The sequence below is a fragment of the Stenotrophomonas sp. genome (assembly GCF_050737075.1).
In the GTDB taxonomy this organism is placed as follows: Bacteria; Pseudomonadota; Gammaproteobacteria; order Xanthomonadales; family Xanthomonadaceae; genus Stenotrophomonas.
On sequence record NZ_JBOHXV010000009.1, the window covers coordinates 1 to 22,341 of the forward strand.

At 68.1% G+C, this 22,341-nt stretch carries 21 protein-coding genes and 1 pseudogene; 13 read left to right on the forward strand and 9 right to left on the reverse strand.

Features of this window, described 5'->3' with window-relative positions:
* Window positions 1–117: 117 nt before the first annotated feature.
* From purD to purH, 3 genes are all read right to left on the reverse strand, one after another.
* Window positions 118–1,404 carry a phosphoribosylamine--glycine ligase gene (purD, locus tag ACREPD_RS03375; protein ID WP_431597981.1) on the reverse strand — a complete coding sequence of 429 codons (1,287 nt, stop codon included), beginning with the start codon at window positions 1,402–1,404 and terminating at the stop codon, window positions 118–120.
* A gap of 72 nt (window positions 1,405–1,476) precedes the next feature.
* Window positions 1,477–2,334: a hypothetical protein gene (locus tag ACREPD_RS03380; RefSeq protein WP_431597982.1), complete on the reverse strand. Its 858-nt coding sequence runs from the start codon at window positions 2,332–2,334 to the stop codon at window positions 1,477–1,479.
* An 18-nt stretch (window positions 2,335–2,352) separates the two neighbouring features.
* Complete coding sequence (gene purH / locus ACREPD_RS03385; RefSeq protein WP_431597983.1) at window positions 2,353–3,936, reverse strand: bifunctional phosphoribosylaminoimidazolecarboxamide formyltransferase/IMP cyclohydrolase; 1,584 nt, start codon at window positions 3,934–3,936, stop codon at window positions 2,353–2,355.
* A gap of 178 nt (window positions 3,937–4,114) precedes the next feature.
* Between purH and ACREPD_RS03390 the strand changes: the two genes are divergently transcribed.
* The 7 genes from ACREPD_RS03390 (at window position 4,115) to ACREPD_RS03420 (ending at window position 12,462) form a co-directional block, all read left to right on the forward strand.
* Complete coding sequence (locus ACREPD_RS03390; RefSeq protein ID WP_431597984.1) at window positions 4,115–6,640, forward strand: tetratricopeptide repeat protein; 2,526 nt, start codon at window positions 4,115–4,117, stop codon at window positions 6,638–6,640.
* A gap of 61 nt (window positions 6,641–6,701) precedes the next feature.
* Window positions 6,702–7,307 carry a CDP-alcohol phosphatidyltransferase family protein gene (locus ACREPD_RS03395; protein ID WP_431597985.1) on the forward strand — a complete coding sequence of 202 codons (606 nt, stop codon included), beginning with the start codon at window positions 6,702–6,704 and terminating at the stop codon, window positions 7,305–7,307.
* 37 nt (window positions 7,308–7,344) lie between these two features.
* A complete protein-coding gene (locus tag ACREPD_RS03400) occupies window positions 7,345–9,102 on the forward strand; it encodes a bifunctional alpha/beta hydrolase/class I SAM-dependent methyltransferase (RefSeq protein WP_431597986.1) in 1,758 nt (585 codons plus the stop codon).
* Window positions 9,095–10,429, forward strand: coding sequence for a phosphatase PAP2/dual specificity phosphatase family protein (locus ACREPD_RS03405; protein WP_431597987.1), 1,335 nt, complete (start codon window positions 9,095–9,097; stop codon window positions 10,427–10,429). The genes ACREPD_RS03400 and ACREPD_RS03405 overlap by 8 nt, the downstream gene beginning before the upstream one ends.
* Window positions 10,426–10,863, forward strand: a complete 438-nt coding sequence (locus tag ACREPD_RS03410) for a hypothetical protein (RefSeq protein ID WP_431597988.1) — start codon at window positions 10,426–10,428, stop codon at window positions 10,861–10,863. The genes ACREPD_RS03405 and ACREPD_RS03410 overlap by 4 nt, the downstream gene beginning before the upstream one ends.
* Complete coding sequence (locus tag ACREPD_RS03415; protein WP_431597989.1) at window positions 10,853–11,485, forward strand: lysophospholipid acyltransferase family protein; 633 nt, start codon at window positions 10,853–10,855, stop codon at window positions 11,483–11,485. Before ACREPD_RS03410 ends, ACREPD_RS03415 begins: the two co-directional genes overlap by 11 nt.
* On the forward strand, window positions 11,482–12,462 hold the full coding sequence (locus ACREPD_RS03420; protein ID WP_431597990.1) for a phosphatidate cytidylyltransferase: 981 nt from the start codon (window positions 11,482–11,484) through the stop codon (window positions 12,460–12,462). Before ACREPD_RS03415 ends, ACREPD_RS03420 begins: the two co-directional genes overlap by 4 nt.
* A gap of 30 nt (window positions 12,463–12,492) precedes the next feature.
* On the opposite strand, the gene fis is transcribed toward ACREPD_RS03420, so the two are convergent.
* From fis to prmA, 3 genes are all read right to left on the reverse strand, one after another.
* Window positions 12,493–12,768 carry a DNA-binding transcriptional regulator Fis gene (fis, locus tag ACREPD_RS03425; protein ID WP_038685853.1) on the reverse strand — a complete coding sequence of 92 codons (276 nt, stop codon included), beginning with the start codon at window positions 12,766–12,768 and terminating at the stop codon, window positions 12,493–12,495.
* A 112-nt stretch (window positions 12,769–12,880) separates the two neighbouring features.
* Window positions 12,881–13,708 carry a DUF3426 domain-containing protein gene (locus tag ACREPD_RS03430; protein WP_431597991.1) on the reverse strand — a complete coding sequence of 276 codons (828 nt, stop codon included), beginning with the start codon at window positions 13,706–13,708 and terminating at the stop codon, window positions 12,881–12,883.
* Between the two features lie 30 nt (window positions 13,709–13,738).
* Window positions 13,739–14,659 (reverse strand): 50S ribosomal protein L11 methyltransferase, encoded by a 921-nt coding sequence (gene prmA / locus ACREPD_RS03435; RefSeq protein ID WP_431597992.1) that lies wholly within the window; start codon window positions 14,657–14,659, stop codon window positions 13,739–13,741.
* Between the two features lie 171 nt (window positions 14,660–14,830).
* Here prmA and ACREPD_RS03440 point away from each other — a divergent pair, with 171 nt between their 5' ends.
* The 4 genes from ACREPD_RS03440 to ACREPD_RS03455 all read left to right on the forward strand — a co-directional run bounded on the left by ACREPD_RS03440 (window position 14,831) and on the right by ACREPD_RS03455 (window position 18,960).
* Window positions 14,831–15,790 carry a hypothetical protein gene (locus ACREPD_RS03440; protein WP_431597993.1) on the forward strand — a complete coding sequence of 320 codons (960 nt, stop codon included), beginning with the start codon at window positions 14,831–14,833 and terminating at the stop codon, window positions 15,788–15,790.
* On the forward strand, window positions 15,787–16,158 hold the full coding sequence (locus ACREPD_RS03445; protein ID WP_421568043.1) for a hypothetical protein: 372 nt from the start codon (window positions 15,787–15,789) through the stop codon (window positions 16,156–16,158). Before ACREPD_RS03440 ends, ACREPD_RS03445 begins: the two co-directional genes overlap by 4 nt.
* Entirely contained in the window at window positions 16,158–16,880 is a 723-nt protein-coding gene (locus tag ACREPD_RS03450) for an alpha/beta fold hydrolase (protein WP_431597994.1), read from the forward strand. The genes ACREPD_RS03445 and ACREPD_RS03450 overlap by 1 nt, the downstream gene beginning before the upstream one ends.
* A gap of 133 nt (window positions 16,881–17,013) precedes the next feature.
* On the forward strand, window positions 17,014–18,960 hold the full coding sequence (locus tag ACREPD_RS03455; RefSeq protein WP_431597995.1) for a hypothetical protein: 1,947 nt from the start codon (window positions 17,014–17,016) through the stop codon (window positions 18,958–18,960).
* Window positions 18,961–19,085: 125 nt separating this feature from the next.
* Here the strand turns inward: ACREPD_RS03455 and accC are convergent, their stop codons facing one another.
* The 3 genes from accC to aroQ all read right to left on the reverse strand — a co-directional run bounded on the left by accC (window position 19,086) and on the right by aroQ (window position 21,459).
* Complete coding sequence (gene accC / locus ACREPD_RS03460; protein WP_431597996.1) at window positions 19,086–20,453, reverse strand: acetyl-CoA carboxylase biotin carboxylase subunit; 1,368 nt, start codon at window positions 20,451–20,453, stop codon at window positions 19,086–19,088.
* A 10-nt stretch (window positions 20,454–20,463) separates the two neighbouring features.
* Window positions 20,464–20,952 carry an acetyl-CoA carboxylase biotin carboxyl carrier protein gene (accB, locus tag ACREPD_RS03465; protein WP_431597997.1) on the reverse strand — a complete coding sequence of 163 codons (489 nt, stop codon included), beginning with the start codon at window positions 20,950–20,952 and terminating at the stop codon, window positions 20,464–20,466.
* Between the two features lie 63 nt (window positions 20,953–21,015).
* Window positions 21,016–21,459: a type II 3-dehydroquinate dehydratase gene (gene aroQ / locus ACREPD_RS03470; RefSeq protein WP_431597998.1), complete on the reverse strand. Its 444-nt coding sequence runs from the start codon at window positions 21,457–21,459 to the stop codon at window positions 21,016–21,018.
* Window positions 21,460–21,876: 417 nt separating this feature from the next.
* On the opposite strand from aroQ, the gene ACREPD_RS03475 reads away from it, so the two are divergent.
* Window positions 21,877–22,152, forward strand: coding sequence for a hypothetical protein (locus tag ACREPD_RS03475; protein WP_431597999.1), 276 nt, complete (start codon window positions 21,877–21,879; stop codon window positions 22,150–22,152).
* A gap of 24 nt (window positions 22,153–22,176) precedes the next feature.
* Window positions 22,177–22,293: pseudogene (locus ACREPD_RS03480) on the forward strand (DUF4411 family protein); the annotation flags it as partial.
* Window positions 22,294–22,341: the final 48 nt, after the last annotated feature.

A 22,341-nucleotide genomic window follows, 5' to 3' on the forward strand; every position in this document is an offset into this window, starting at 1 on the left:
GGTTTCCCGGGAAGAGCTGCCGACTAACAGTCGGCTCTACCCCGTCGGTTACCCAGTTACCCAGCCAGTTACCCAGCCGGTTACCCAGTCGGTTACCCAGTCGGCGCTACGCAGTCCTTACGCCTGTTCGCGCGCAATCGCGCGCCAGCCGATATCGTTGCGATGGAACTCGTGCTCCCACGTGATCTTCGCCACCCCCGCATACGCATTGGTCTGCGCATCGCCCACGCTGTCGCCCAGCGCGGCCACGCACAGCACGCGGCCACCGGCACTGAGCACCTGGCCCTGCGCATCCAGCGTGGTGCCCGCATGGAACACCTTGGCCGTGGTCGGCACCTGGTCCAGGCCATGAATGACATCGCCGGTGATCGGCGTTTCCGGGTACGGCGAGGCGGCCATCACCACGCCCAAAGACGGGCGCGGATCCCACTGCGCCTGCACGCTGTCCAGCCGCGCATCGATCGCCGCTTCCACCAGCTCCACCAGGTCCGACTGCAGGCGCAGCATCACCGGCTGGGTTTCCGGGTCGCCGAAGCGCACGTTGAACTCGATCACCTTCGGCGCGCCGCTGGCATCGATCATCAGGCCGGCGTAGAGGAAGCCGGTGAACGGAATGCCATCGGCAATCATGCCCTGCACGGTGGGGTTCACCACCTCGCGCATCACGCGTGCATGCACCTCATCGGTGACCACCGGTGCAGGCGAGTACGCGCCCATGCCGCCCGTGTTCGGGCCGGTGTCCGCGTCGCCCACGCGCTTGTGGTCCTGCGAGGTCGCCATCGGCAGAGCCGTGGTGCCGTCCACCATCGAAATGAAGCTGGCTTCCTCGCCGTCGAGGAATTCCTCGATCACCACGCGCGCGCCCGCATCGCCGAACGCATTGCCCGACAGCATGTCGCGCACCGCATCTTCGGCTTCCTGCTGCGTCATCGCCACGATCACGCCCTTGCCGGCGGCCAGGCCATCGGCCTTGACCACGATCGGCGCGCCTTTCTCGCGAAGGTACGCCAGCGCCGCGTCCACGTCGGTGTGCACCGCGTAGAACGCGGTCGGAATGTTGTGCCGGGCCAGGAAGTCCTTGGCGTAGGCCTTGCTGCCTTCCAGCTGTGCCGCGGCGGCGGTCGGCCCGAAGATGCGGTGCCCGGCCGCACGGAAGCGATCGACGACACCGGCCACCAGCGGCACTTCCGGGCCCACCACGGTCAGCTCGACGCTTTCGGCCTGCACCAGCGCCAGCAGGCCGTCCAGATCGGTGACCTTGACCGGCACGTTGCGGCAGCCCGCCTCGGTCGCCGTACCGGCATTGCCGGGTGCAACCAGCACCTCGGTAACGCGGGACGACTGGGCCAGCTTCCAGGCCAGGGCATGTTCACGGCCGCCGGCGCCTATGACCAGGATCTTCAATGCAGTTCTCGCGGAGGGAAGCGGGGCCTCGGATTTTACGCGGTGCGGGGCGAGCCTGCACCGGGGCCGCCATCACTGGCAGCTTTCGCGCTGCAGCGACTCGGGGAACCGGTAGGCCCAGGTCGTTGGATCCAGCGTGAAACGATGCTCAAGCCGCACCTGCTTACCTCCGCAATCGCTGCCCGACTCCTCGATCAGCAGTGGCCAGGTGCGTGCACTGCGGTCACGGTCGTCGAAGCGCAGGGCGAAGTTGACGGTGAACATATGGGTCCTGCAATCCTCTTCCTGCTCGGGATCGTTGCAGTCGTAGGCGGCGGTATTGTCGATATGGCTGCGTACGCTGCCGGTGTCCACCAGTCCCGTTGGGCCCGGCAGGATGAGGCTCTGCGATTCCAGCGAAGTGCCCTGGCCGTACCAGCCGCTCTCGACGCGGAACCCATAGAAGTCGCTGCCCGCGCGAACGATGCTCACGCTGCCGGGGAAGCCGCTGCTGCCGTAGCTGCTGCCGGTGAGTTCGGCCGCCACCTCGAAGCGCTCAGTGTTGGGGCGCAGTACGTAGAAGTCGATGGTGCCCGGGTCGGCATGGCTTGCATCCACCAGCTCACCGCACACCGCGACCAGCTGTTGCCAACCGTCGCCACTTACCACGGGCTGTTCCGCGCAGATGTGCCAGTCGGTAGGGCGGGCCTGTCCGTCCTGGGTCCAGGGCCCGCGCCAGTTGCCCGAGAGTCGGGCTGGCTTGCCGTAGCGTTCGGTCAGGAATGCCTGCAATTGCGTGGCTCGGCTGATATGGGCGGTTGGCGCGGCCGGCGACGCCGCCGCAGCGGCCGCAGGCGGTGCAGGCGCCGGCTCGGTGGCCGGCGTGCAGCCGGCCACCGTCGCGCTGGTGAGGCACAGCGCGAGCAGAGTTCTAAACGGGGATGCGCACATCCGTGTGGGTCCTTGGCATCAATGCCGGAAGTGACGCACGCCGGTAAACACCATCGCCAGGCCATGCTCGTCGGCGGCGGCAATCACTTCCGCGTCGCGCATCGAACCGCCCGGCTGGATCACCGCCTTGATGCCGGCGGCGGCGGCGGCGTCGATGCCGTCGCGGAACGGGAAGAACGCGTCGGAGGCCATCACCGAACCTTCCACCAACAGGTTCGCGTCGGCGGCCTTGATGCCGGCGATGCGGGCCGAGTACACGCGGCTCATCTGCCCGGCGCCCACACCGATGGTGCGGTTGTCCTTGGCGTAAACGATCGCGTTGGATTTCACGAACTTGGCCACGCTCCAGGCGAACAGCAGGTCGGCGAACTGTTTCTCGGTCGGGGCCAGCTTGCTGACCACCTTGAGTTCATCGCGCGTCATGCCGCGGTTGTCCGCGCTCTGCACCAGCAGGCCCGAGCCGATGCGCTTGGTGTCGTAGCTGTTGCGGCCTTCGCCATGCGGAATGCGTAGCACGCGCACGTTGGCCTTCTTCTGCGCGTATTCCAGCGCGCCTGGCGCGTAATCCGGCGCGATCAGCACTTCCACGAACTGGCGGTCCAGGATCACCTTGGCGGTGGCTTCATCCAGCGGCTGGTTGAAGGCGATGATGCCGCCGAAGGCGCTGGTCGGGTCGGTCGCATAGGCCAGCTCGTAGGCATCGCCGTTGCCGGCGCCCACGGCCACGCCGCACGGGTTGGCATGCTTGACGATCACGCAGGCCGGCGCGTCGAACTGGCGCACGCATTCCCACGCCGCGTCCGCATCGGCCAGGTTGTTGTAGCTCAGCTCCTTGCCCTGCAGCTGCTGGAACGTGGCCAGCGTGCCCGGCACCGGGTGCACGTCGCGGTAGAACGCGCCGGCCTGGTGCGGGTTTTCGCCGTAGCGCAGGTCCATCACCTTCACCACGCTGGAATTCAGCTGGGCCGGGAATTCGGTGCGCACCGGCACGGCGGCATCGCTGGCGGTCACGGCCGAGAGATAGTTGCTGATCGCCGCGTCGTACTGCGCCACGCGGTTGAACGCGGCCACCGAGTACGCGAAACGCTTCGCCGCCGACAGCTTGCCGTCGTTGGCCTCCAGTTCGGCGAGCAGCTCGGCGTACTGCGCCGGGTCGGTGGCCACGGTGACGCGCGCGAAGTTCTTGGCCGCCGAGCGCAGCATGGCCGGACCGCCGATGTCGATGTTCTCCACCGCGTCTTCCAGCGTGCAGTCGGCCTTGGCGGTGACGGACTCGAACGGGTACAGGTTGAGCACCAGCAGGTCGATCGCACCGATGCCGTGTTCGGCCATCACTGCTTCGTCCAGCCCTGCGCGGCCGAGCAGGCCGCCATGCACCAGCGGGTGCAGGGTCTTGACCCGGCCGTCCATCATTTCCGGGAAGCCGGTGACATCGGCCACGTCCTTGACCGGCAGGCCGGCCTCGCGGATCGCCTTGGCGGTGCCGCCGGTGGACAGCAGCTCCACGTTGCGGGCGGCCAGGGCACGGGCCAGGTCGATCAGACCGGTTTTATCGGAGACGGACAGGAGGGCCCGGCGAACGGGCAACAGATCAGCAGTCATGGGGACGGGGCAATCGGCAGCGGAGCGGGGCCAATATTGTAGGCGGTGGGGGCCGGTGGCGGGCGCCGCCCGCCGATATTGCCGCTGGCGGCCCCATCCGGCACATCCTCCAGGCCCCCGCAAGCACGGGGCGCTGGGGTAGGCTGCGCGTTCAGCCAAGGATCTGCAGGTCTTCATCGTGTCGACAGCAACATGGAAGGTGCCGCTGTTTGTCAGCGTCGTGGCGTGGGCCAGCATCGGAACGGCCGTACAGGCACAGGACGCGGCCCGTGTGGTGGCCGATGAGACCGTCATCGTGGACACGGTGGTGGATGCAGCGGCCGCCGCGCCCGTCGCCGGAGACCCCGCAGACGATACGGGCTCCAGCAGCGACGACCTCGAGCAGCAGGCCTACGCCGCCTACGAAGCCGAGGACTGGCCGCAGGCCCGGCGCCTGATCGACGCGGCCATCGACCTGGCGCCGCGCCAGATCAGCCTGTTCCGCCTGAAGGCGTACATCGCCGCCGCCACCGACGACAACGCCGGGGTCGCCGCCGCGACTGCACAGGGATTGCAGGTGGCGCCCGGTGACCCGGAAACCCTGCAGCTGCGCGGTACCGCCCGGGCCAAGCAGGGCGACACGCCCGGCGCGCTGGCCGACTACGCGGCGGCCCTGCAGGCGGGCTGGCATACCAGCAGCCTGTTCCGCAATTACCTGTACCTGCTCAACCAGCAGCACGACAACGCCCGCATGCTGGAGGTGTACGCCGCATACGAGGCGGCGTATCGCACCGACCCTGAAGGCACCGGCCTGCATGCGGACATTCCGTTCCATGCTGCCCAGGCGTACTACCACCTGGACCAGCCCCGGCGCGCAGTGGAACTGCTGGACCAGGCCATCGCGCAATCACCGCAGGTGGCCAGCTACTACGGCAACCGCGCCATGGCACAACACGCGCTGGGCCGGTCCAGCCAGTCCCTGGCCGACGATGCCCAGGCCATGCGGCTGGACCCGAAGGAGCCGCAGTATCCGTACAACCGGGGCGTGACCCGGCTGGACCTGGGCGACCCGGCGGGCGCACTGGCCGACTTCAAGGCGGCGCTGGCACTGGGGCGGGACGATGCCGCCACCTGGCTCAACATCGGCGTGGCCGAAGAGCGGCTGGGGCGCACACGCGAGGCCTTGGCGGCCTATGACCGGGCCTTGCAGAAGGAGCCCGCCAATCCCCAGGTGCTGACCAACCGTCTGTCGCTGCTGCAGCGGACCGGCAAGGGCGCCGCCACGGTAGCGGCGCAGGCCGGCGCACTGCCTGCGGAGAATCAGGCGCAACTGCTGTTCAACCAGGCGCTTGTGCAATCCAAGGCGTCGCAGTGGCAGGCCGCTGCGGACCTGCTGGAGCAGGCTGTACGGCTGGATCCCGGCCTGGATACCGCCTGGCTCAACCTCGGCGTGATGCAGGCCAAGCTGGGGCAGTACCAGCGTGCGCTGGAGACCCTCAACGACTACATCAAACGCGCGCCACTGAAGCCGCTGGGCCTGGTCAACCGTGCCGACGTGCTGCACACGCTGGGCGACGACAGCGCCGCCGAAAAGGACCTGCTGCGGGCCACCCAGCTGGAGCCGGGCAACCTGGATACCCAGCAGCGCCTGGCCCGCCATTACAGCCGCATCGGGCAGACCGACAAGGCGCGGCGCTATTACGCACAACTGGTGACGCTGCCCGGCAACCTCGCGCCCGATGCCTTCATCAACTACACGGCAATGCTGCTGGAACTCGGCGATACCCGCGAAGCCGCCGTGGTGGCGACCAACGGCGTGGCGCGCTTCCCCGACAACTACGGCCTGCGCATCAACCTTGCCAATGCACTGGGCGACAGCGGCCAGCACACCCAGGCGGTGGACGCCTACCGTGCGGCGATGCGGCTGCAGCCCAAGCGCCTGGATGCCCACTACAACCTGGGCAACCTGTACCTGCAGCAGTTGAAGGAGCCACGCAAGGCCGTACAGGAATATCGCACCGCGCTGCAGCTGCAGATGGACCCGGAAGTGGACGCCGACGAGCAGCGCGAGCGGCGCATGAGCATCCATCTGAACCTGGCCAGTGCGCTGGCCGACACCGGCGATACGCGCGCCGCGCGCGCTGCCCTGCAGACCGCCATCGACGACGCACCCGACGACTATCGCCCGTGGTTCAACCGTGCCGCGATGGCGCTGTCGGCGGGTGATCCGGCGGCGGCCCGACCCGACTTCGAAGGCGCGTGGACGCGCCTGGAGGCGCAGCAGCGTGCGCAGCCGCCGCGGGCGCGACCCGACCCGGCGCAGCTGGAACACGCCGGCTACCTGCTGTTCCACCTGGGGCGCACCGGCGAAGCGGCGACCCACATGCAGCAGTTGTTGCAGGCCCAACCGGACAACATCGACGCGCAGCGCAACTACGGTTTCATGCTGCTTGATCTGGGCCGGCCGCAGGATGCGCGGCAACTGTTCGAGCAGGCGTTCACCCGCGAACCGGACGAGGTGGATGGTTGGCTGGGGCTGTTGGCCTGCGCGATGCTGGACAGCGACCCGGCCCGACTGGCCCGGTTGAAGCGCGAGTTCGAGCTGCGCTTCGACGGCCGCTACCCGCTGGCCGCCGACCTGCCCGCGCGGCTGATGCGCAGCGAAGGCTACTGGTACTCCGAGCGCTTCGTGCAGCTCTGGCGGCAATTGGCGGCGGCCGGATAAGCGCGATGCCCCGCAACAGATGTGGTGAACGGTTCAACGAACGTCAGGAGGGCGGTGCGGCATGTCGATCTATGCATTGAAGGGGCGCTTCCAGGATCTGCTGCGACCGGGCGTACGCGGCCTGTACCGGATGGGGATTACCGCCAACACCGTGACCGTTGCGGCCGCCGTGGTATCGCTTGCGGTGGCGGCGGCCGTGTACGTATGGGCCCCGGCGCAGCCTCTGTGGTATCTGGCGCTGCCGGGTTGGATGCTGCTGCGCATGGCGCTAAATGCGGTGGACGGCATGCTGGCGCGCGAGTTCGGCCAACAGTCGCGGCTGGGCGCTTATCTCAACGAGCTTTGCGACCTGTTTGCCGACGCCGCGCTGTACCTCAGCCTGCTCAGCGTGCCCGGGATCAACCCCACCGCCTTATGGGCGCTGGCGTGGTTGGCCGCCGTTTGCGAGTACGCTGGCGTCCTGGGGCTGATGGTGGGGGCGACCCGGCGCTACGACGGTCCGATGGGCAAGAGTGACCGCGCCTTCGTGATCGGCGTGACCGGGGCGCTGCTTGCGCCCGGCTGGATCGGTGGCAGTGTGGTGACCGGCGTGGCGTGGGCCGCAGCGGCGCTGTGCGTGCTGACGGCCTGGCGGCGGATAAGGAATGGATTGGCGGAGGCCGGCTGACCTGGCTTGCCCCGCCGGATGCACAACGGAGTGATGCATGCGCGCACAGGAACACCTGCAGTTTCAGAGTTTCGACGGACAACCGCTGTTCTATCGCCACTGGTCCGCCGCGACGCCGGGTGCCTCGCGGCAGGCGGTCGTGCTGCTGCACCGCGGCCATGAACACTCCGGCCGCGTAGCACACCTGGCCAACGAGCTCGCCCTGCCCGACATCGAGGTGTTTGCCTGGGACGCACGCGGCAACGGCCAGTCGCCCGGCGAACGCGGCGATGCGCCGGGGTTCGAGGCGCTGGTGCGCGACCTGGACACCTTCATCACCCACATCGGCCAGCAGCACGGCATTGCCGTGCAGGACATCGCCATCGTCGCGCAGAGCGTCGGCGCGGTGGTGGCCGCCACCTGGGTGCACGACTATGCGCCGCCGCTGCGCGCGCTGGTGCTCGCTTCGCCCGCGTTCAAGGTGAAGCTCTACGTGCCGCTGGCGGTGCCCGGCCTGAAGCTGATGCAGAAGCTGCGCGGCAACTTCTTCGTCAACAGCTACGTCAAGCCGCAGTGGCTCACCCATGATCCCGAGCGTGTCGAAAGCTATCGCACCGATCCGCTGATTACCCGGCCGATCTCGGTGCGCGTGCTGCTGGGGCTGTACGAAGCGGCGGAGCGGGTGGTGGGCGATGCGCAGGCGATCACCGTGCCGACCCAGTTGTTGGTATCCGGGAGCGACTTCGTGGTGCACCGCGCGCCGCAGGACCGCTTCTACGAGCGACTGTCCTCGCCGCTGAAGGAACGCCACCTGCTGCCCGGGTTCTTCCACGACACCCTGGGTGAGCGCGACCGTGCGCCGGCCATCGCCAGCATCCACCGTTTCCTCGGCGAGCGCTTCGCCCAGCCGCTGGTGCGCCCCAGCCTGCGCGACGCGCATCGCCAGGGCCCCACCTTCAACGAGGCCGAAGTGCTGGCCTGGCCCCCGCAGCGCAACAGCCTGCAGGACCTGTACTGGCGCTTCACCCGCGCCGGACTGCGCTTTGGCGGCAAGCTCTCCGAAGGCATCGCGCTGGGCCTGAGCACCGGTTTCGATTCCGGCAGCACGCTGGATTACATCTACCGCGATGAAGCGCGCGGGCGTGGACCGCTTGGTCGCATGGTCGACCGCAACTACCTCGATGCGATCGGCTGGCGTGGCATCCGCGTGCGTCGCAGCCATGTGCGCGAGCTGCTGCAACTGGGCGCGCAGAAGCTGCAGGGCGAAGGCCGTGCGGTGCGCGTGCTCGACGTTGCCGCCGGCCACGGGCGCTACGCGCTGGACGCGCTGGCGCAGGGCGAGCAGCGCGCCGCGTCCATCCAGCTGCGTGACTTCAGCGAGATCAATGTGGTGCAGGGGCGCGCGCTGATCCAGGCGTTCGGTGCGGGCGACATCGCCACCTTCGAGCAGGGCGATGCCTTCGACGCCGAAGCGCTGGCCGCGTTGGCGGTGGCACCCACGCTGTCCATCGTGTCGGGGCTGTACGAGCTGTTCGCCGACAACGACGCGGTGTCGCGCTCGCTGCACGGCATCGCCGCCGCCATGCGCGACGGGGGTTATCTGGTCTATACCGGACAGCCGTGGCACCCGCAGCTGGAGTTCATCGCCCGCGCGCTGACCAGCCATCGCGAAGGCGCGGCGTGGGTGATGCGGCGCCGCACCCAGCAGGAGATGGATGAACTGGTGCGGCTGGCCGGGTTCGAGAAGGTGACCCAGCGCATCGACCGCTTCGGCATCTTCACCGTCTCGCTCGCGCGCCGGGTGCGGCATGACTGAACTGGGCCGTCCGTGGCGGCGCGCGCTGCTGTGGCTGGCGCTGCTGGGGCCGTTCTTCTTCCTCAGCTACGGCATGGCCAACATGCTGGCCGAACGGCTGCCGTTCGTGCCGTCGGTGGTGTTCGGCTGGGAAGCGAAGATTCCCTTCCAGGCGTGGACCATCGTGCCGTACTGGTCGATCGACCTGTTCTACGTGGCCTCGTTCTTCATCTGCACCCAGCGCGCCGAGCTGGACATGCACGCGCGCCGCCTGTTGACCGCGCAGCTGCTGTCGGTGGCCTGCTTCCTGCTCTGGCCGCTGCGCTTCAGCCTGGAGCGGCCGGAAACGGGCGGCGTGTTCGGCTGGCTGTTCGACGTGCTGCTCGGGTTCGACAAACCCTTCAACCAAGCGCCTTCGCTGCACATCGTGCTGCTGGTGGTGTTGTGGGTGCGTTACCAGCAGCACCTGCAGGGGCTGTGGCGCACGGCGCTGCATGTTTGGTTCGCGTTGATCGGCCTGTCGGTGCTCACCACCTGGCAGCACCACTTCATCGACGTTCCCACCGGCGTCGCGGTGGGCTGGCTGTGCGTGTGGCTGTGGCCGGCGCAGGGGCCTTCGCCGTTGCTGCGGCACTGGCAGTGGGCGCGCGAGCCCGCGCGCTGGACGCTGGCGGGCCTGTATGCAGCGGGCAGTGCAGGGTGCGCGGCCCTGGCCTGGACGTTCGGTGGCTGGGCACTGTGGCTGGGCTGGCCTGCGCTGTCGCTGCTGCTGGTCGCGCTGGCCTATGCCGGCCTGGGCACGGCGGTGTTCCAGAAGCAGGAAGACGGCCGCCTGAGCATGGCCGCCAGTTGGCTGCTGGCTCCCTATCTGTTGGCCGCGTGGGCCAATTCGCGCTGGTGGACGCGGCGCGCGCCGCAGCCGCAGCTGGTGATCGACGGCGTCTGGCTGGGCCGCATGCCCGATGCCAGCGCGCCCCTGCAGGCACCCACGGTGGTGGATGTCTGCGCCGAGCTGCCGTTCCGCGGCCGCGCACGCCACTACCGCCACGTGCCGATGCTGGACCTGGCCACGCCCAGCCCGGAATCGCTGCGCCGCGCCGCCGAGGCGATCGCGCACGGGCACCGCCGCGGTGCGGTGCTGGTGTGCTGCGCGCTGGGCTACTCGCGCAGCGCCGCCGCCGTGGCGACCTGGCTGTGCCACAGCGGCCATGCCGACAGCGCCGATGCCGCCATCACGCTGCTGGCGCAGGACTGCCCCTGGGTAGTGCTGAAGGCACGCCACCGCCGCGCCATCGAACAGGCGGTGCAACTGCAGGCCGCCAACGGACCGTTCAAGGTGAACGCATGAGCCCGATGCTGCAGGTACGCATCATGGCGGCGCTGCTGCGCCAGGGCAGGGTGCCGGCAGTGGTGTCGACGCTGCTGGGCGCCACGGCGCTGGCTCTGCTGTGCCTGCCGCCGATGACGCTGCTGTCCACGCTGTTGGTGGCGCTGTCGCTGCTTGCGGGCGCGATGCAGGCGTACTACGCGGTGCGGGTAGGTTTCGACCGCGCCTTGCTGGAGGCCTTCGCCGCGACGCAGGAAGACGATGCTCCCGCACCGATCGATGCCGCGCTGGATGCGCTGTCGTTGCGCCCTGCAGGCACGGTCAGCCGCGACTGGCCCGCGCGCTGGCGTGGCATGCGCGCGTTGCTGCGCGGCCAGCTGCTGGCGTTGACGGTTCAGGCCATCACGCTGATGCTGGCGCTGTGGCTGCGGTGGAGCTACCCCGATGCTGGCTGATCTGGTGGCACGCGGCTGCAGCGGCGCGATCCGCACCCTCACCGGCGCGCGTGCGCTGTGGCAGGGCTGCGCGCCGTCCAGCGAGCACCGCGTTTATTACGGCAACCACGCCAGCCATGGCGACTTCGTGCTGATCTGGTCGTCGCTGCCGGCCGGTCTGCGCCGGCAGGTGCGGCCGGTTGCCGCGGCCGATTACTGGCAGCGCGATGGCCTGCGCCGCTATCTCATCCACGCCGTGTTCAATGGCGTATTGATCGAGCGCGATCCCGGCGCGCGCCAGCAGGACCCGATCGCGTGTCTGTGCCAGGCAGTGGATGAGGGCAATTCGCTGATCCTGTTCCCCGAAGGCACCCGCAACACCGACGAGGGCGTGCTGCCGTTCAAGAGCGGCATCTACCACCTGGCGCGGCAGCGCCCGGAACTGGAGTTCGTGCCGGTGTGGATCGACAACCTCAAGCGGGTGATGCCCAAGGGCCGCTGGCTGCCGTTGCCGCTGCTGTGCACCACCACCTTCGGCGAGCCGCTGCGGCTCAAGGCCGACGAGGACAAGCAGCACTTCCTCGAACGCGCGCGCGAGGCGCTGCTTGCGCTGGATCCGCAGCCGCGCCGGGGGCGCGCATGAACGCGTTGCAGGGCGTGGCCACGCACGTGGCGGCGCTGTCCACGCACGCGCAGACCCGGCTGCTGTTCGCCTGCATTGCCGGCGTGCTGGTGGTGGCCACGGTCATCGCCGAAACACTGCGCTGGCGGTCGCGGCATGCGCCCAGCAGTGTGCTGGCCAACCTGGTCTCGCGCATCCGCGCGTGGTGGGTGATGGCGGCGGTGGTGGCGGTGGCGTTCTTCTTCGGGCGCACCGGCGTCATCCTCCTGTTTGCCGGCGTATCGCTGTTCGCGCTGCGCGAGTTCATCACCCTGACCCCGACCCGCGCCGGCGATTACTACGCGCTGCTGGCCGCGTTCTATGTGGTGCTGCCGTGGCAGTACTGGCTGGTGTGGACCGACTGGTACGGCATGTACACGCTGCTGATTCCGGTCTACGCGTTCCTGTTCCTGCCGATCCTGGCCACCATTGGCGGTGACACCACCGACTACCTGGAGCGCACGTCCAAGGTGCAGTGGGGGCTGATGATCTGCGTGTTCTGCATCTCGCACGTGCCGGCGCTGCTGAACCTGCGGCTGGAGGGCGTGGAACCGGCGCGCAACCTGCTGTTGTTCGCCTTCCTGGTGATCGTGGTGCAGTCCTCGGACGTGCTGCAGTACATCTGGGGCAAGCTGGTGGGGCGGCGGCTGATCGCGCCGAAGCTGTCGCCGTCCAAGACCGTGGAGGGATTCGTTGGTGGGGTGTTGTCGGCCAGCGCGCTGGGCGCGGCGCTGTGGTGGCTGACCCCGTTCACGCCGTGGCAGGCGTTCGGCATGTCGCTGGCGATCAACCTGATGGGATTCTGGGGTGGCCTGGTGATGTCGGCGATCAAGCGCGACCGCGGCATCAAGGACTGGGGCCACATGATCGAGGGCCATGGCGGCATGCTCGACCGGTTGGATTCGGTGTGTTTCGCCGCGCCGGTGTTTTTCCACCTCGTCCGGTATTTCTGGGGGTAGGTACCGACCGTTGGTCGGTACACCCTGGCATCAGGTCGCGATGCCGTATTCCTTCAGCTTCTTGCGCAGCGTCGCCCGGTGGATGCCCAGCATCGCCGCCGCGCGGCTCTGGTTGCCTTCGCAATGGTTCAGCACTTCCACGAACAGCGGGATCTCCATTTCGCGCAGGACGATCTCGTACACGTCGTCGGCATCGCATCCATCCAGGTCCCGCAGGTAGCGCCGGACCGACTGGGCCACGTGTTCGCGCAGCGGTGGCTTGGGCGCGCCACGACTATTGTCAGGACGAGAAAGGACAGCGTTCAAGGAGGTTCCCGGTGCAGAAGCCAGGGCGGACCACAGCCCTGGCAGAAAATTGGAGGGGGCCAGTCTAGCGCGTGCGCCGCCGGCCCGCCACGCTCGCCGACAGGACGCCGGGTTACAGGAACTCGAAGGTGAATGCGACCGTGGACGCGGCGGGCTCGCGGACACGGAAGGCGATCTGCGCGCTTTGGCCCGGTTCCAGCAACGCTGCCGCGTCTGCGGCCGGGTCCAGGTAGTCGCGTGGTGCGAATACGCTGGTGCCGATCACGCGGCCATCAGGATCGGACAGTGACAGCCTCAGCGACGGCCAGGCCTGCGCCCAGCGTGCATCGTTGCGGAAACTGGCCTGCACCTGCAGCGCGCCCGGTTGCCCGGGTACCGGCCGCACGTCGCGGCTGATCATGTTGAAGGCCGTTGGTTCCTGCCAGGCCGGCAGGCTGCAGCGCAGTACGCCGCACAGGCCGGCGATCCACGGCCGGCTGCCTGCGTCGGCGGCCAGGCGGGCGCGGTCTGCCACCGCGATCTGAAGTGACAACAGCATCACCAGCCCGGCCACCAATCCCCACTGCCAGCGCGGGGTAGGCAACCGTGCGCCGGGCAGGCGCAGGAAGCTGGGTGCCGGCGATGCAGCCGCTTCCTCTGCCGTCGCGGCATTATCGTGGTCGCGTTCGCCGGCAGCGTCGGTCACCGCTGCATCGTCAACGCCGTCGTAGGTTTCTGCGGCCGCGCTTGCCGTGTCGGCGGCGACGTCTGGTTCCGTACCCGCCGCATCCGTCAGTGCCGTGTCCGGCGCGTGTTCCGCTGCCTGCGCGCCGTCGCCTGCATCGTCAGACGGGTCCCGCTGGGGCAACGGCGTGGTTGCCTCCAACGCCGGCGTGTCCTCGGTAGAGGCGCGCAGGAAGGTGGCCAGCGGGCGGCGGGGTGGCGGGGTCGGCTCGGTCATCGCGTCACGCTCGGGCGAGGGTCACGCCATTCAAGCACGACGGACGCCGGTGATGCGCATCCAATCGTCGTCGCGGGCAACCTCAAGCTGCTCGAACCACGGTGCGTAGCGCACCAGCAGCTCGTCTTCCTGCCCGTGCAGGATGCCCGACAGCGCAACGCGACCGCCCGGCGCGACGCGGGCGGCAAGCACCTCGGCCAGCTTGTCCAGTGCCGTGGCCAGGATGTTGGCCACTACGACGGGATACGTCGCCTGCGGTTCGTCGGCGGGCAGGTACACCTGCACGCGGTCCTGCAGGCCGTTGCGCTCGGCGTTGTCGTTGGTGGCGATCACGGCCTGCGGATCGTTGTCCACGCCCACCGCCTGGGCGGCGCCCAGCTTGAGCGCGGCCAGCGCGAGGATGCCCGAGCCGCAACCGAAGTCCAGCACGGTCTGCTCGACCAGCACGCCCTCGGCCGCCAGGCCATCCAGCCAGCGCAGGCACAGCGCGGTGGTCGGGTGGGTACCCGAGCCGAAGGCCAGGCCCGGATCGAGCCGCACCACCGCCGCGTTGGCGGCCTGCGCTGCCTCCGGCAGTTCATGGTTCCACGGCACGATCCAGGTGCGCTCACCGAACGACATCGGCTGGAACTGGTCCAGCCACGCGCGTTCCCAGTCCTCGTCCTGCACCGCACGGAAGCTGGCGTTGCTCCACTCCAGGCCGGGGTCGAATGCTTCCAGCGCGGCCAGCAGGGCCAGCGCGTTGGTCTCGGCCGGGAACAGCGCCGACAGCACCAGGTCGTTCCACAGCGGGGTCTCGCCCACGCCAGGTTCCAGGATGGCGCGCTCGTTGCTGGTATCGGCGTCGGCATCGAGCAGGGTCACCGCCAACGCGCCGACATCGTCCAGCGCATTCTCGTAGCGGGGCTGGGTGGCTTCGGTGCAGTGGAGCGTGAGTTCCAGGAACGGCATGGGCGGAAAGGACCTGCGGAAAACCGTGAATGCTAGACCATTGTGGCGCCGCGCGGCTGCCCCCGTCTCGCAATCCGTTGAGAATCAAGCCTTCCGCCCGTTCAGACAGCCGACAGCGGCGTTGTTAAACTGCGCCACCTGTTGGCGTTTCCCTCTCTTCCGGACCTGCGCATGGCGCTCGCGCCCACCCTCAAAACCTGGCTGCTGGTCGTACCGGCCCTGGCGTTGCTGGGGGTGGTGGGTTACCGCGCCGGTGGTCGTGCCCTGCAAGCGGAGCATCCGGCGGTGGCGATGAATGAGGTGCCGGCCGACAGCGGCACCAGCGCGCCGACACAGCCGCAGCAGCTGGCCCGCCAGTTGCTTGCGCGCGAGCGCAGCGCTGCAGTCCCCTCGGGCCTGCCGCTGGATATCCGCGCCGATATCGAAGGCGACAGCGACCTGTTCGCCTACGCGCAACGGCTGCGCCTGCAGGCCGCCAACGGCAACGCCGAAGCGGGCTGGATGGTCAGCCGCGTGTACGACTACTGCGCCATCTACGCGATGGACCCGGGCGGCTACCAGCTCGACAACAACGTGCTCACCGGCCTGGGCATGAGTGCCTCGTCGCCGATGGTGCTGGCGCGCGAACGCGTTGCCCGGCGTTGCGCCGGCTTCGTGGCCAGCGATGGGCTGGGCCGCCAGCTGATCCTGACCCAGCGCCTGCTGGCGGCCAAGGCCGGCAACCTGGCTGCCGAAGCGGCGTTGTTCGCTGACGGCCAGCCGCTGCATGACACCCCCGATTACCGGCGCGGCCTGGTGGAGCGGGTGCGGGATTCGCGCGATCCGGAAGCCTTCATGGCCCTGTCCACCGCCATGGGGCAACGTGCCAGCGGTGACCGCGCGATGGAAGGCATGATTGCCGGCGACCAGTTCAGCGAACTGGCCTGGCGGCTGGCCGCGTGCGAGCTGGGCATGGCCTGCGGCGCGGACAGCGTGTTGATGAACAATTTCTGCGCGAACGGAGGGATCTGTTCGCAGGACGGTGGGCAGGACTTTGCCACTTTCGTGTATGACGCTGCGGTTTCGCGGCAAGGTGCGGGGAAAATGAAGACGTTGGTTGAACAGTTGATCAAGCGGAGCAATGGGCGATGAATTACCGTCGATTCCTGCATGGCGCCAAGTTCTGGTTCTGGGTGGCCTTGTTCGTGGCGTACTCCGCCGGCGCGGTGGGGCTGGTCATGATCGATACCTATGATGACCGCTACCGGCAGTTGTCCAAGGTGCAGTTGACCTCGGTCAAGGCGCAGGAAGACGTGCGTCGTGCCGGCGCCAGCCAGGTGGCCGCGGTGTACCGCGCGCAGAGCGGCATGCCGTTCGCCTCGCTGCCGGCCGGCAGCACCTTCCAGGTGGTGTGGCCGGACGGCTCCACCGAGACGATGGTGATCGTGGACCCGACCTCCTCGCTTGGCGTGGCGCCGGTCAAGAACACCCAGGTAACCGCGGCCGATGCGCAGCGTTGATGTACAGCCCTGGCGCTGAGCCGCCGGGCGTACCGCATCTGGTGATATTGCCGGGGCTGGATGCCACCGGCACGCAGCACGCGGCGTTCTGTGCCGCGCTGCGCGAACACGGCGTGGCCAGCACGGTCATCGCCTACCCGGTGGACCGCCCACTGGGCTACGCGGCATTGGAAGCCTTCGTGCGCCAGGCATTGCCGGCCACGCAGGACTACGTGCTGCTTGGCGAATCCTTCTCCGGTCCCCTCGCGCTGGCCATCGCCGCGCAACCCCCGCCGCGGCTGCGCGGCATGGTGCTGTCCACCACCTTCGCGCGTTCACCGTGGCGTGCACTGCGCGCGGCGCAGGCGGCGTTGTACCGCGCGCCAGTGCGGCTGCTCCCGATGCCGATACTGTCGTGGTGGCTGCTGGGGCGCTGGAGCACGCCTGCACTGCGCGCAGCACTGGCCGCGGCGCTGGCAAGGGTGGATGCGGACGTATTGCGTACCCGTGCGGCGGCGGTGCTCGGCGTTGACCACACCGTATACGCGACTCGGGTCGTGCTTCCATCGCTGTGCCTGCATGCCCGCAACGATCGCCTGCTGCCCGGCCACTGCCAGCGGCACCTGTCGCGTCTGCTGCCGGCGCAGTGCGTGCGCTGGTTCGACGGGCCGCATCTGCTGCTGCAGACGCGCCCGCAGGTGGCCGCGGCCGAGGTGGCCGCTTTCGTGCATTCGCTGACGTAAACAGCGCGCCCTGATCGGCGACTCGCCTGCTGATCGCACTGGTCAATCGCACCCGCAAAGTTGGTTGAATCCATCGACTGGACAACCTGCCCGGCGTTGCCTCTCATGCGACGGCGTTGACCTGGAGTTCGCCGTGCCCATTTCATCCGATCAGCATCGCGCCGCCGCCGGTGGATTTCCGCGTGCCTGCACTGCGATGGCGCATCGTCGCCACGCTCATTCGCTGTGGCCCCTGGACCCGGGCCGGGTGCGCCGGGTCGATACACGTCTGCAGGCAGCGCTGGTGCTGTTGCTGGTGGCCAATGCCGCCGCCGCACCGGGGCGGCTCTCCCGTGCGGGCCGCAGTGCGGCCACCGTAGCGCCCTCGCCGTATCCGTGCCCGGCCGCACCGGCGCTGACGGTGCCGGTGGCGCTGCACGAGGTCGCCGAATTCGCGCGTGCGCCGATCACATCCGCTTTCGATGCAGGGCGCGAGGCCTACTACCAATACACCGCCCATCGCTGCGCGCCGCAGGAGAGCGTCATTGAGCACGCCTTGCTGCAGGTGGCCGATTCGGCGGTCGGCGTGCTGGAGTCGGTGCTGCTCGGGCCCACCGGCGCGTTGGCGATCCGCGAGGGGGCCAACGCGCTCGATCTGGCCGGTGACGCGATGGAAGGCAAACCACTGGATGCGGCGCTGCTGGTCGACACCCTGCTGGCCCAAGGGGGTATCAAACCAGCCGGTGCCCAGGCCTTGGCGCCGACGGAATCCGCAGCGTTGCCCGCCGCGCGGGCCGACAGCTCTGTCCGCATCTTCGACCGAGCAGCGCAGTTGATCGGCCAGGGGCCCACGGTGCAGCCCGACTGGATCACCGCCGCCCCAGCCGACGCACGTGGCCTGCTGCGCTACCGCAACCCGCTGAGCGGCAAGACGGGGCGCGCGCTGCAGCTGGATGGCCGTTACCACGCCGTGCAGTTGGCCGGTGCGCACCGTCTGGTGACGGCAGGCACTGTGCTGGAGCACCGCGACGGCATCTATTGGCTGCGTGAGCGCGAGCACCCGCAAGCTGCCGATGCCATTGCCGTGGAAGGGGAGGAGAGTGCGCGGCGCTGCAGACGCGATCCGGGCGGTCCGTGCGCGCCATCGACCATCGCCTACTCCAGTGAGCTGGAGGCGTTGCTGCGCACGCATCACGACCAGGGCCTGACCCAGCAACAGGCCAACCAGCGCGGCATCGTGCCCGATCCGCAGCGCCCCGGTTGGCATGTGCGCCTGCATCACGGCCAGCGCAAGGCCTTCCTGCACTTCCAGGGACGTTACTTCCGCGCCCGGTCGTATCGCCTGGGGGATTGCGAGCGCGTGGCGCTGCACGCGGCGCGCATCTCGCACCTGGGCGGCGTCGCGCTGTCACACCCCTTGGGTGGTCAGCGCCTGGTCGACATCGCCGAATCACCCGCCGGCCCCGGGCCACGGTTCATGACCCAGGCCGAGTACAACGTGCGCTTTCGTGGCTTCAACACCCTCAATGCCGCGCAGGTTTACGAACAGGCCGTGCGCAATGCGCCGGTGGTGCACCTGAGCCAGAGCGAACAGGCAGCCATCGTCCGCTACGCGCGCGCCGAGCGCCCGCTGCTGGATGCATTTCTCCAGCACGGCCCGACGCCGGCATCGCAGCTCGACGTGCTGGCGCAACAGGCGCAGGACCTGCGGCGTGGGCTGGCGCAGATCCCGGCGCATGTCGGGCCGGTGTATCGCGGCGCTACGTTGCCCGCGCACGCGCTGGAGGGGCTGGAGGTGGGGCACACCGTGTTCTGCCGCAGCTTCCTGCGCGCGTCCGGCGACCGTGCCGTGGCCGTGCGCGAGCTGGCCGTGCGTGGCAACGAGATTGGCCACGTGCCGCTGCTCATCACCCTGCATATGGTCCGCGCCGCGCATCCGGTCGGGCTGTACACACTGCAGGACGAAGCCGAGGTGTTGATCGACAGCGGCCGTGTGTTCAAGGTCGTCGCCCGGCGCGCGGGCGAGCTCGAACTGGAAGAGGTGGGCGTAACGCGGCAGGCATTCGGCCAACGGGGTGCACGCCCACTCGATCTGTCCTGAGCCGGCGCCACAAACAGAAACGCCCGGTGCAGGCACCGGGCGTTCGTAGCGCCACGCCATGCGTGGCTGGACCGCGACCCCGTAGAGCCACGCCATGCGTGGCTACGCGGTACCCGGTCGATCGATCAGGTCAACGCAATCGACTTCGTCTTGCGTTCGGCCAAACGCTTTTCCAGATAGTGGATGTTCTGCCCACCGGCCTGGAAGCCCTTGTCGCGCATGATCCGCTGCTGCAGTGCCACGTTGGTCTTGATGCCGTCCACCACCATCTCGCTCAGCGCCACGCGCATGCGCGCGATGGCCGTTTCGCGGTCCGGACCGTGCACGATCAGCTTGCCGATCATCGAGTCGTAGTTCGGCGGCACGCGGTAGCCGGCGTAGATGTGCGTATCCACACGCACACCGGGGCCGCCCGGCGGATGGAAGGCCGTGATCTGGCCCGGGCTCGGCACGAAGGTTTCGGCATCTTCGGCGTTGATGCGGCACTCGATCGCGTGACCGTTCAGCACGATGTCGCTCTGCTTGATCGACAGCTTCTGGCCGGCAGCGATCTTCAGCTGCTCCACCACCAGGTCGATACCGGTCACCATCTCGGTTACCGGGTGCTCCACCTGGATACGGGTGTTCATTTCGATGAAGTAGAAGCGGCCGTCCTCGTACAGGAACTCGAACGTACCCGCACCGCGGTAGCCGATGCGCACGCAGGCTTCGGTGCACACCTTGCCGATCTGCTCGCGCTGTTCGGCGCTGATGCCCGGTGCCGGGGCTTCTTCCACCACCTTCTGGTGGCGGCGCTGCATCGAGCAGTCGCGTTCACCGAGGTGGATGGCGTTGCCCTGGCCGTCGGCCAGCACCTGGATTTCCACGTGACGCGGATTCTCCAGGAACTTCTCCATGTAGACCTCGCCATTGCCGAACGCGGCCTTGGCCTCGCTCTTGGTGGTCTCGATGGAGGTCTTCAGCGATGCCTCGGCATGCACCACGCGCATGCCGCGCCCGCCACCGCCACCGGCCGCCTTGATGATGACCGGGTAGCCGATCTCACGGGCGATCTTGGTGTTGGCGACGATGTCTTCGCCCAGCGGGCCGCCCGAACCGGGCACGCACGGCACGCCGGCGGCCTTCATCGCGCGGATCGCTTCCACCTTGTCGCCCATCATGCGGATGGTGTCCGCTTTCGGGCCGATGAAGATGAAGCCGGATTCTTCCACGCGCTCGGCGAAGTCGGCGTTCTCCGACAGGAAACCGTAGCCCGGGTGGATCGCCTGGGCGTCGGTCACTTCCGCGGCAGCAATCAGCGCCGGAATGTTGAGGTAGCTTTCCGGCGACGGCGCCGGACCGATGCAGACCGACTCGTCGGCCATGGCCACGTGCTTGAGGTTGCGGTCGACCGTGGAATGCACGGCCACCGTGCGAATGCCCAGGGTGTGGCACGCGCGCAGAATGCGCAGCGCGATCTCCCCTCGGTTGGCAATAACGACTTTGTCGAGCATGGACGGATCCTTAGCCGATCACGAACAGCGGCTGGTCGAACTCGACCGGCTGGCCGTTTTCACCCAGGATGGCCACGATGGTGCCGGAAGCATCGGCTTCGATCGGGTTGAACATCTTCATCGCTTCGATGATCGCCAACGTTTCGCCGGCCTTGACCTGCTGGCCCACCGACACGAAGGCCGGCTTGTCCGGTGCGGACGAGGTGTAGAAGGTGCCGACCATCGGCGAACGCAGCACGTGGCCTTCCGGCAGTGCCGGGCCCGGCTTCGCGGTGCCGCCGGTGGAGGCTTCGGTCGGCGACTGCATCGGCATGGCCTGCGCGGCCGGCTGTGCCGGTGCCGGCGCCATCATCATCTGCGGCGCGGCCTGCATCATGCCGTAGCCCGACACCGGGGCACGCGACAGGCGCACGGATTCTTCGCCTTCCTTGATTTCGATTTCGGCCAGGTTCGATTCTTCGAGCAGGTCGATCAGTTTCTTGATTTTGCGGAGATCCATAGGGGCCTCTGGGTGTTGATGTCAGTGTGGTGGGAAGCGCAGTGCGCTCGGGTTAAAGGTGTTTCAGGCGGCTGCCAGTCGTGCCAGCGCCGCGTCCATCGCGTAGCGGTAGCTGTCCGCGCCGAAGCCGCAGATCACGCCCACCGCCTTGTCGCTGAAGTAGCTGTGCTGGCGGAACGGTTCGCGCGCATGCGGGTTGGACAGGTGGATTTCGATGAACGGCACATCCACCGCCGCCAGCGCATCGCGCAGGGCCACCGAGGTGTGGGTGAACGCTGCCGGGTTGATCAGGATGAAAGTGGTACCGTCGGTACGGGCGGCCTGCACCCGGTCCACCAGCACGTGTTCGGCGTTGGATTGCAGGCTCTCCACCCCATGCCCGGCGCCTTGCGCCTGGGCCAGCAGGGCCTGGTCGATCTGCGCCAGCGTGGTATGCCCATACACCCCCGGCTCGCGCGTACCGAGCAGGTTGAGGTTGGGGCCATGCAGGACCAGCAGTTTCGCCATGAGGACCACGGAGCGGGAAAGGGCGAAGTCTGGCGGAAGCGGTGGATGGTGTCCAGTTCGGCGAAGTTACGTGCGTTTCAAGCGACCGTTTGAAATTTTGACGGACCGCTTGGGGCGCAGGGGGTACGGCGGGAATCAGGAGGCGTTGCACAGAGCGCCTGATCCATGAAATGTCGCCTGGACCCTTGCCGAACCGTGCGCTATGGTCGGCGGACATTTGAGGAGACCGCGATGCAACGGAGTGCAGTCCTGGTTGTGTGCCTGATGGCTTCGGCTGTGGCGCAAGCCCGTGAGCCTGTGGATGTGGAGCTCCTCCGGTCCGTTCCGCCCACCTGCGTGGCGGAGCGTTTCGGTAGGGTTACGGTCTCACTGGGCTCGAGGGAACCCAACCAGCGTACCGGCATGGGGCCCTTGCCGGTGAGCTACAGCAAAGCGTTCGCAAAGCTTCAGGAAGAAGCCGGCAAGCGCGGTGGGCACGCGGTGGTGCTGCGCGCCCACGAAGCCCAGTTCTATACCAAGAGCACGCGTGTCGCCCAACTGCCAACGTTTGTTCAGTTGAGTGGCGATGCTGTGGTCCTCAAGCGGGACCTGGAAGGGTGCCGCATCGTCGCCCTTGATGCGGAGCAGTTCGCGCAGGATGCGTTGGAGCGCGAAGGCGAGAAGGTGACGTTGCGCACTCCGACAGTCAACTGAGGCGACGAGTCGATTAGCGTCTTCATCCAAGCCAAGAATTTCCACTGCCACTTTGCTTTCTGCGAAGGTTTCTGGGACTGGGTGCACGAAGGCCATGAGAAAGGGCTGATCTTCAGCACCGCCAAGGTTCGCGCAGAGCTGCTTGCAGGGAAGGCAGGCGACGAAGCCAAGCGAAGGCCACCTTCGTCT

Bases quoted from the DNA above. Each gene is read 5' to 3' on its own strand.
- ACREPD_RS03395 (WP_431597985.1), top strand. From the start codon at position 6,702: ATGTCGATCTATGCATTGAAGGGGCGCTTCCAGGATCTGCTGCGACCG.
- ACREPD_RS03380 (WP_431597982.1), bottom strand. From the start codon at position 2,334: ATGTGCGCATCCCCGTTTAGAACTCTGCTCGCGCTGTGCCTCACCAGC.
- accB (WP_431597997.1), bottom strand. From the start codon at position 20,952: ATGGATCTCCGCAAAATCAAGAAACTGATCGACCTGCTCGAAGAATCG.
- ACREPD_RS03430 (WP_431597991.1), bottom strand. From the start codon at position 13,708: ATGACCGAGCCGACCCCGCCACCCCGCCGCCCGCTGGCCACCTTCCTG.
- ACREPD_RS03405 (WP_431597987.1), top strand. From the start codon at position 9,095: ATGACTGAACTGGGCCGTCCGTGGCGGCGCGCGCTGCTGTGGCTGGCG.
- accC (WP_431597996.1), bottom strand. From the start codon at position 20,453: ATGCTCGACAAAGTCGTTATTGCCAACCGAGGGGAGATCGCGCTGCGC.
- ACREPD_RS03415 (WP_431597989.1), top strand. From the start codon at position 10,853: ATGCTGGCTGATCTGGTGGCACGCGGCTGCAGCGGCGCGATCCGCACC.
- ACREPD_RS03410 (WP_431597988.1), top strand. From the start codon at position 10,426: ATGAGCCCGATGCTGCAGGTACGCATCATGGCGGCGCTGCTGCGCCAG.
- purH (WP_431597983.1), bottom strand. From the start codon at position 3,936: ATGACTGCTGATCTGTTGCCCGTTCGCCGGGCCCTCCTGTCCGTCTCC.
- aroQ (WP_431597998.1), bottom strand. From the start codon at position 21,459: ATGGCGAAACTGCTGGTCCTGCATGGCCCCAACCTCAACCTGCTCGGT.
- ACREPD_RS03450 (WP_431597994.1), top strand. From the start codon at position 16,158: ATGTACAGCCCTGGCGCTGAGCCGCCGGGCGTACCGCATCTGGTGATA.
- ACREPD_RS03400 (WP_431597986.1), top strand. From the start codon at position 7,345: ATGCGCGCACAGGAACACCTGCAGTTTCAGAGTTTCGACGGACAACCG.
- prmA (WP_431597992.1), bottom strand. From the start codon at position 14,659: ATGCCGTTCCTGGAACTCACGCTCCACTGCACCGAAGCCACCCAGCCC.
- ACREPD_RS03420 (WP_431597990.1), top strand. From the start codon at position 11,482: ATGAACGCGTTGCAGGGCGTGGCCACGCACGTGGCGGCGCTGTCCACG.
- ACREPD_RS03440 (WP_431597993.1), top strand. From the start codon at position 14,831: ATGGCGCTCGCGCCCACCCTCAAAACCTGGCTGCTGGTCGTACCGGCC.
- ACREPD_RS03445 (WP_421568043.1), top strand. From the start codon at position 15,787: ATGAATTACCGTCGATTCCTGCATGGCGCCAAGTTCTGGTTCTGGGTG.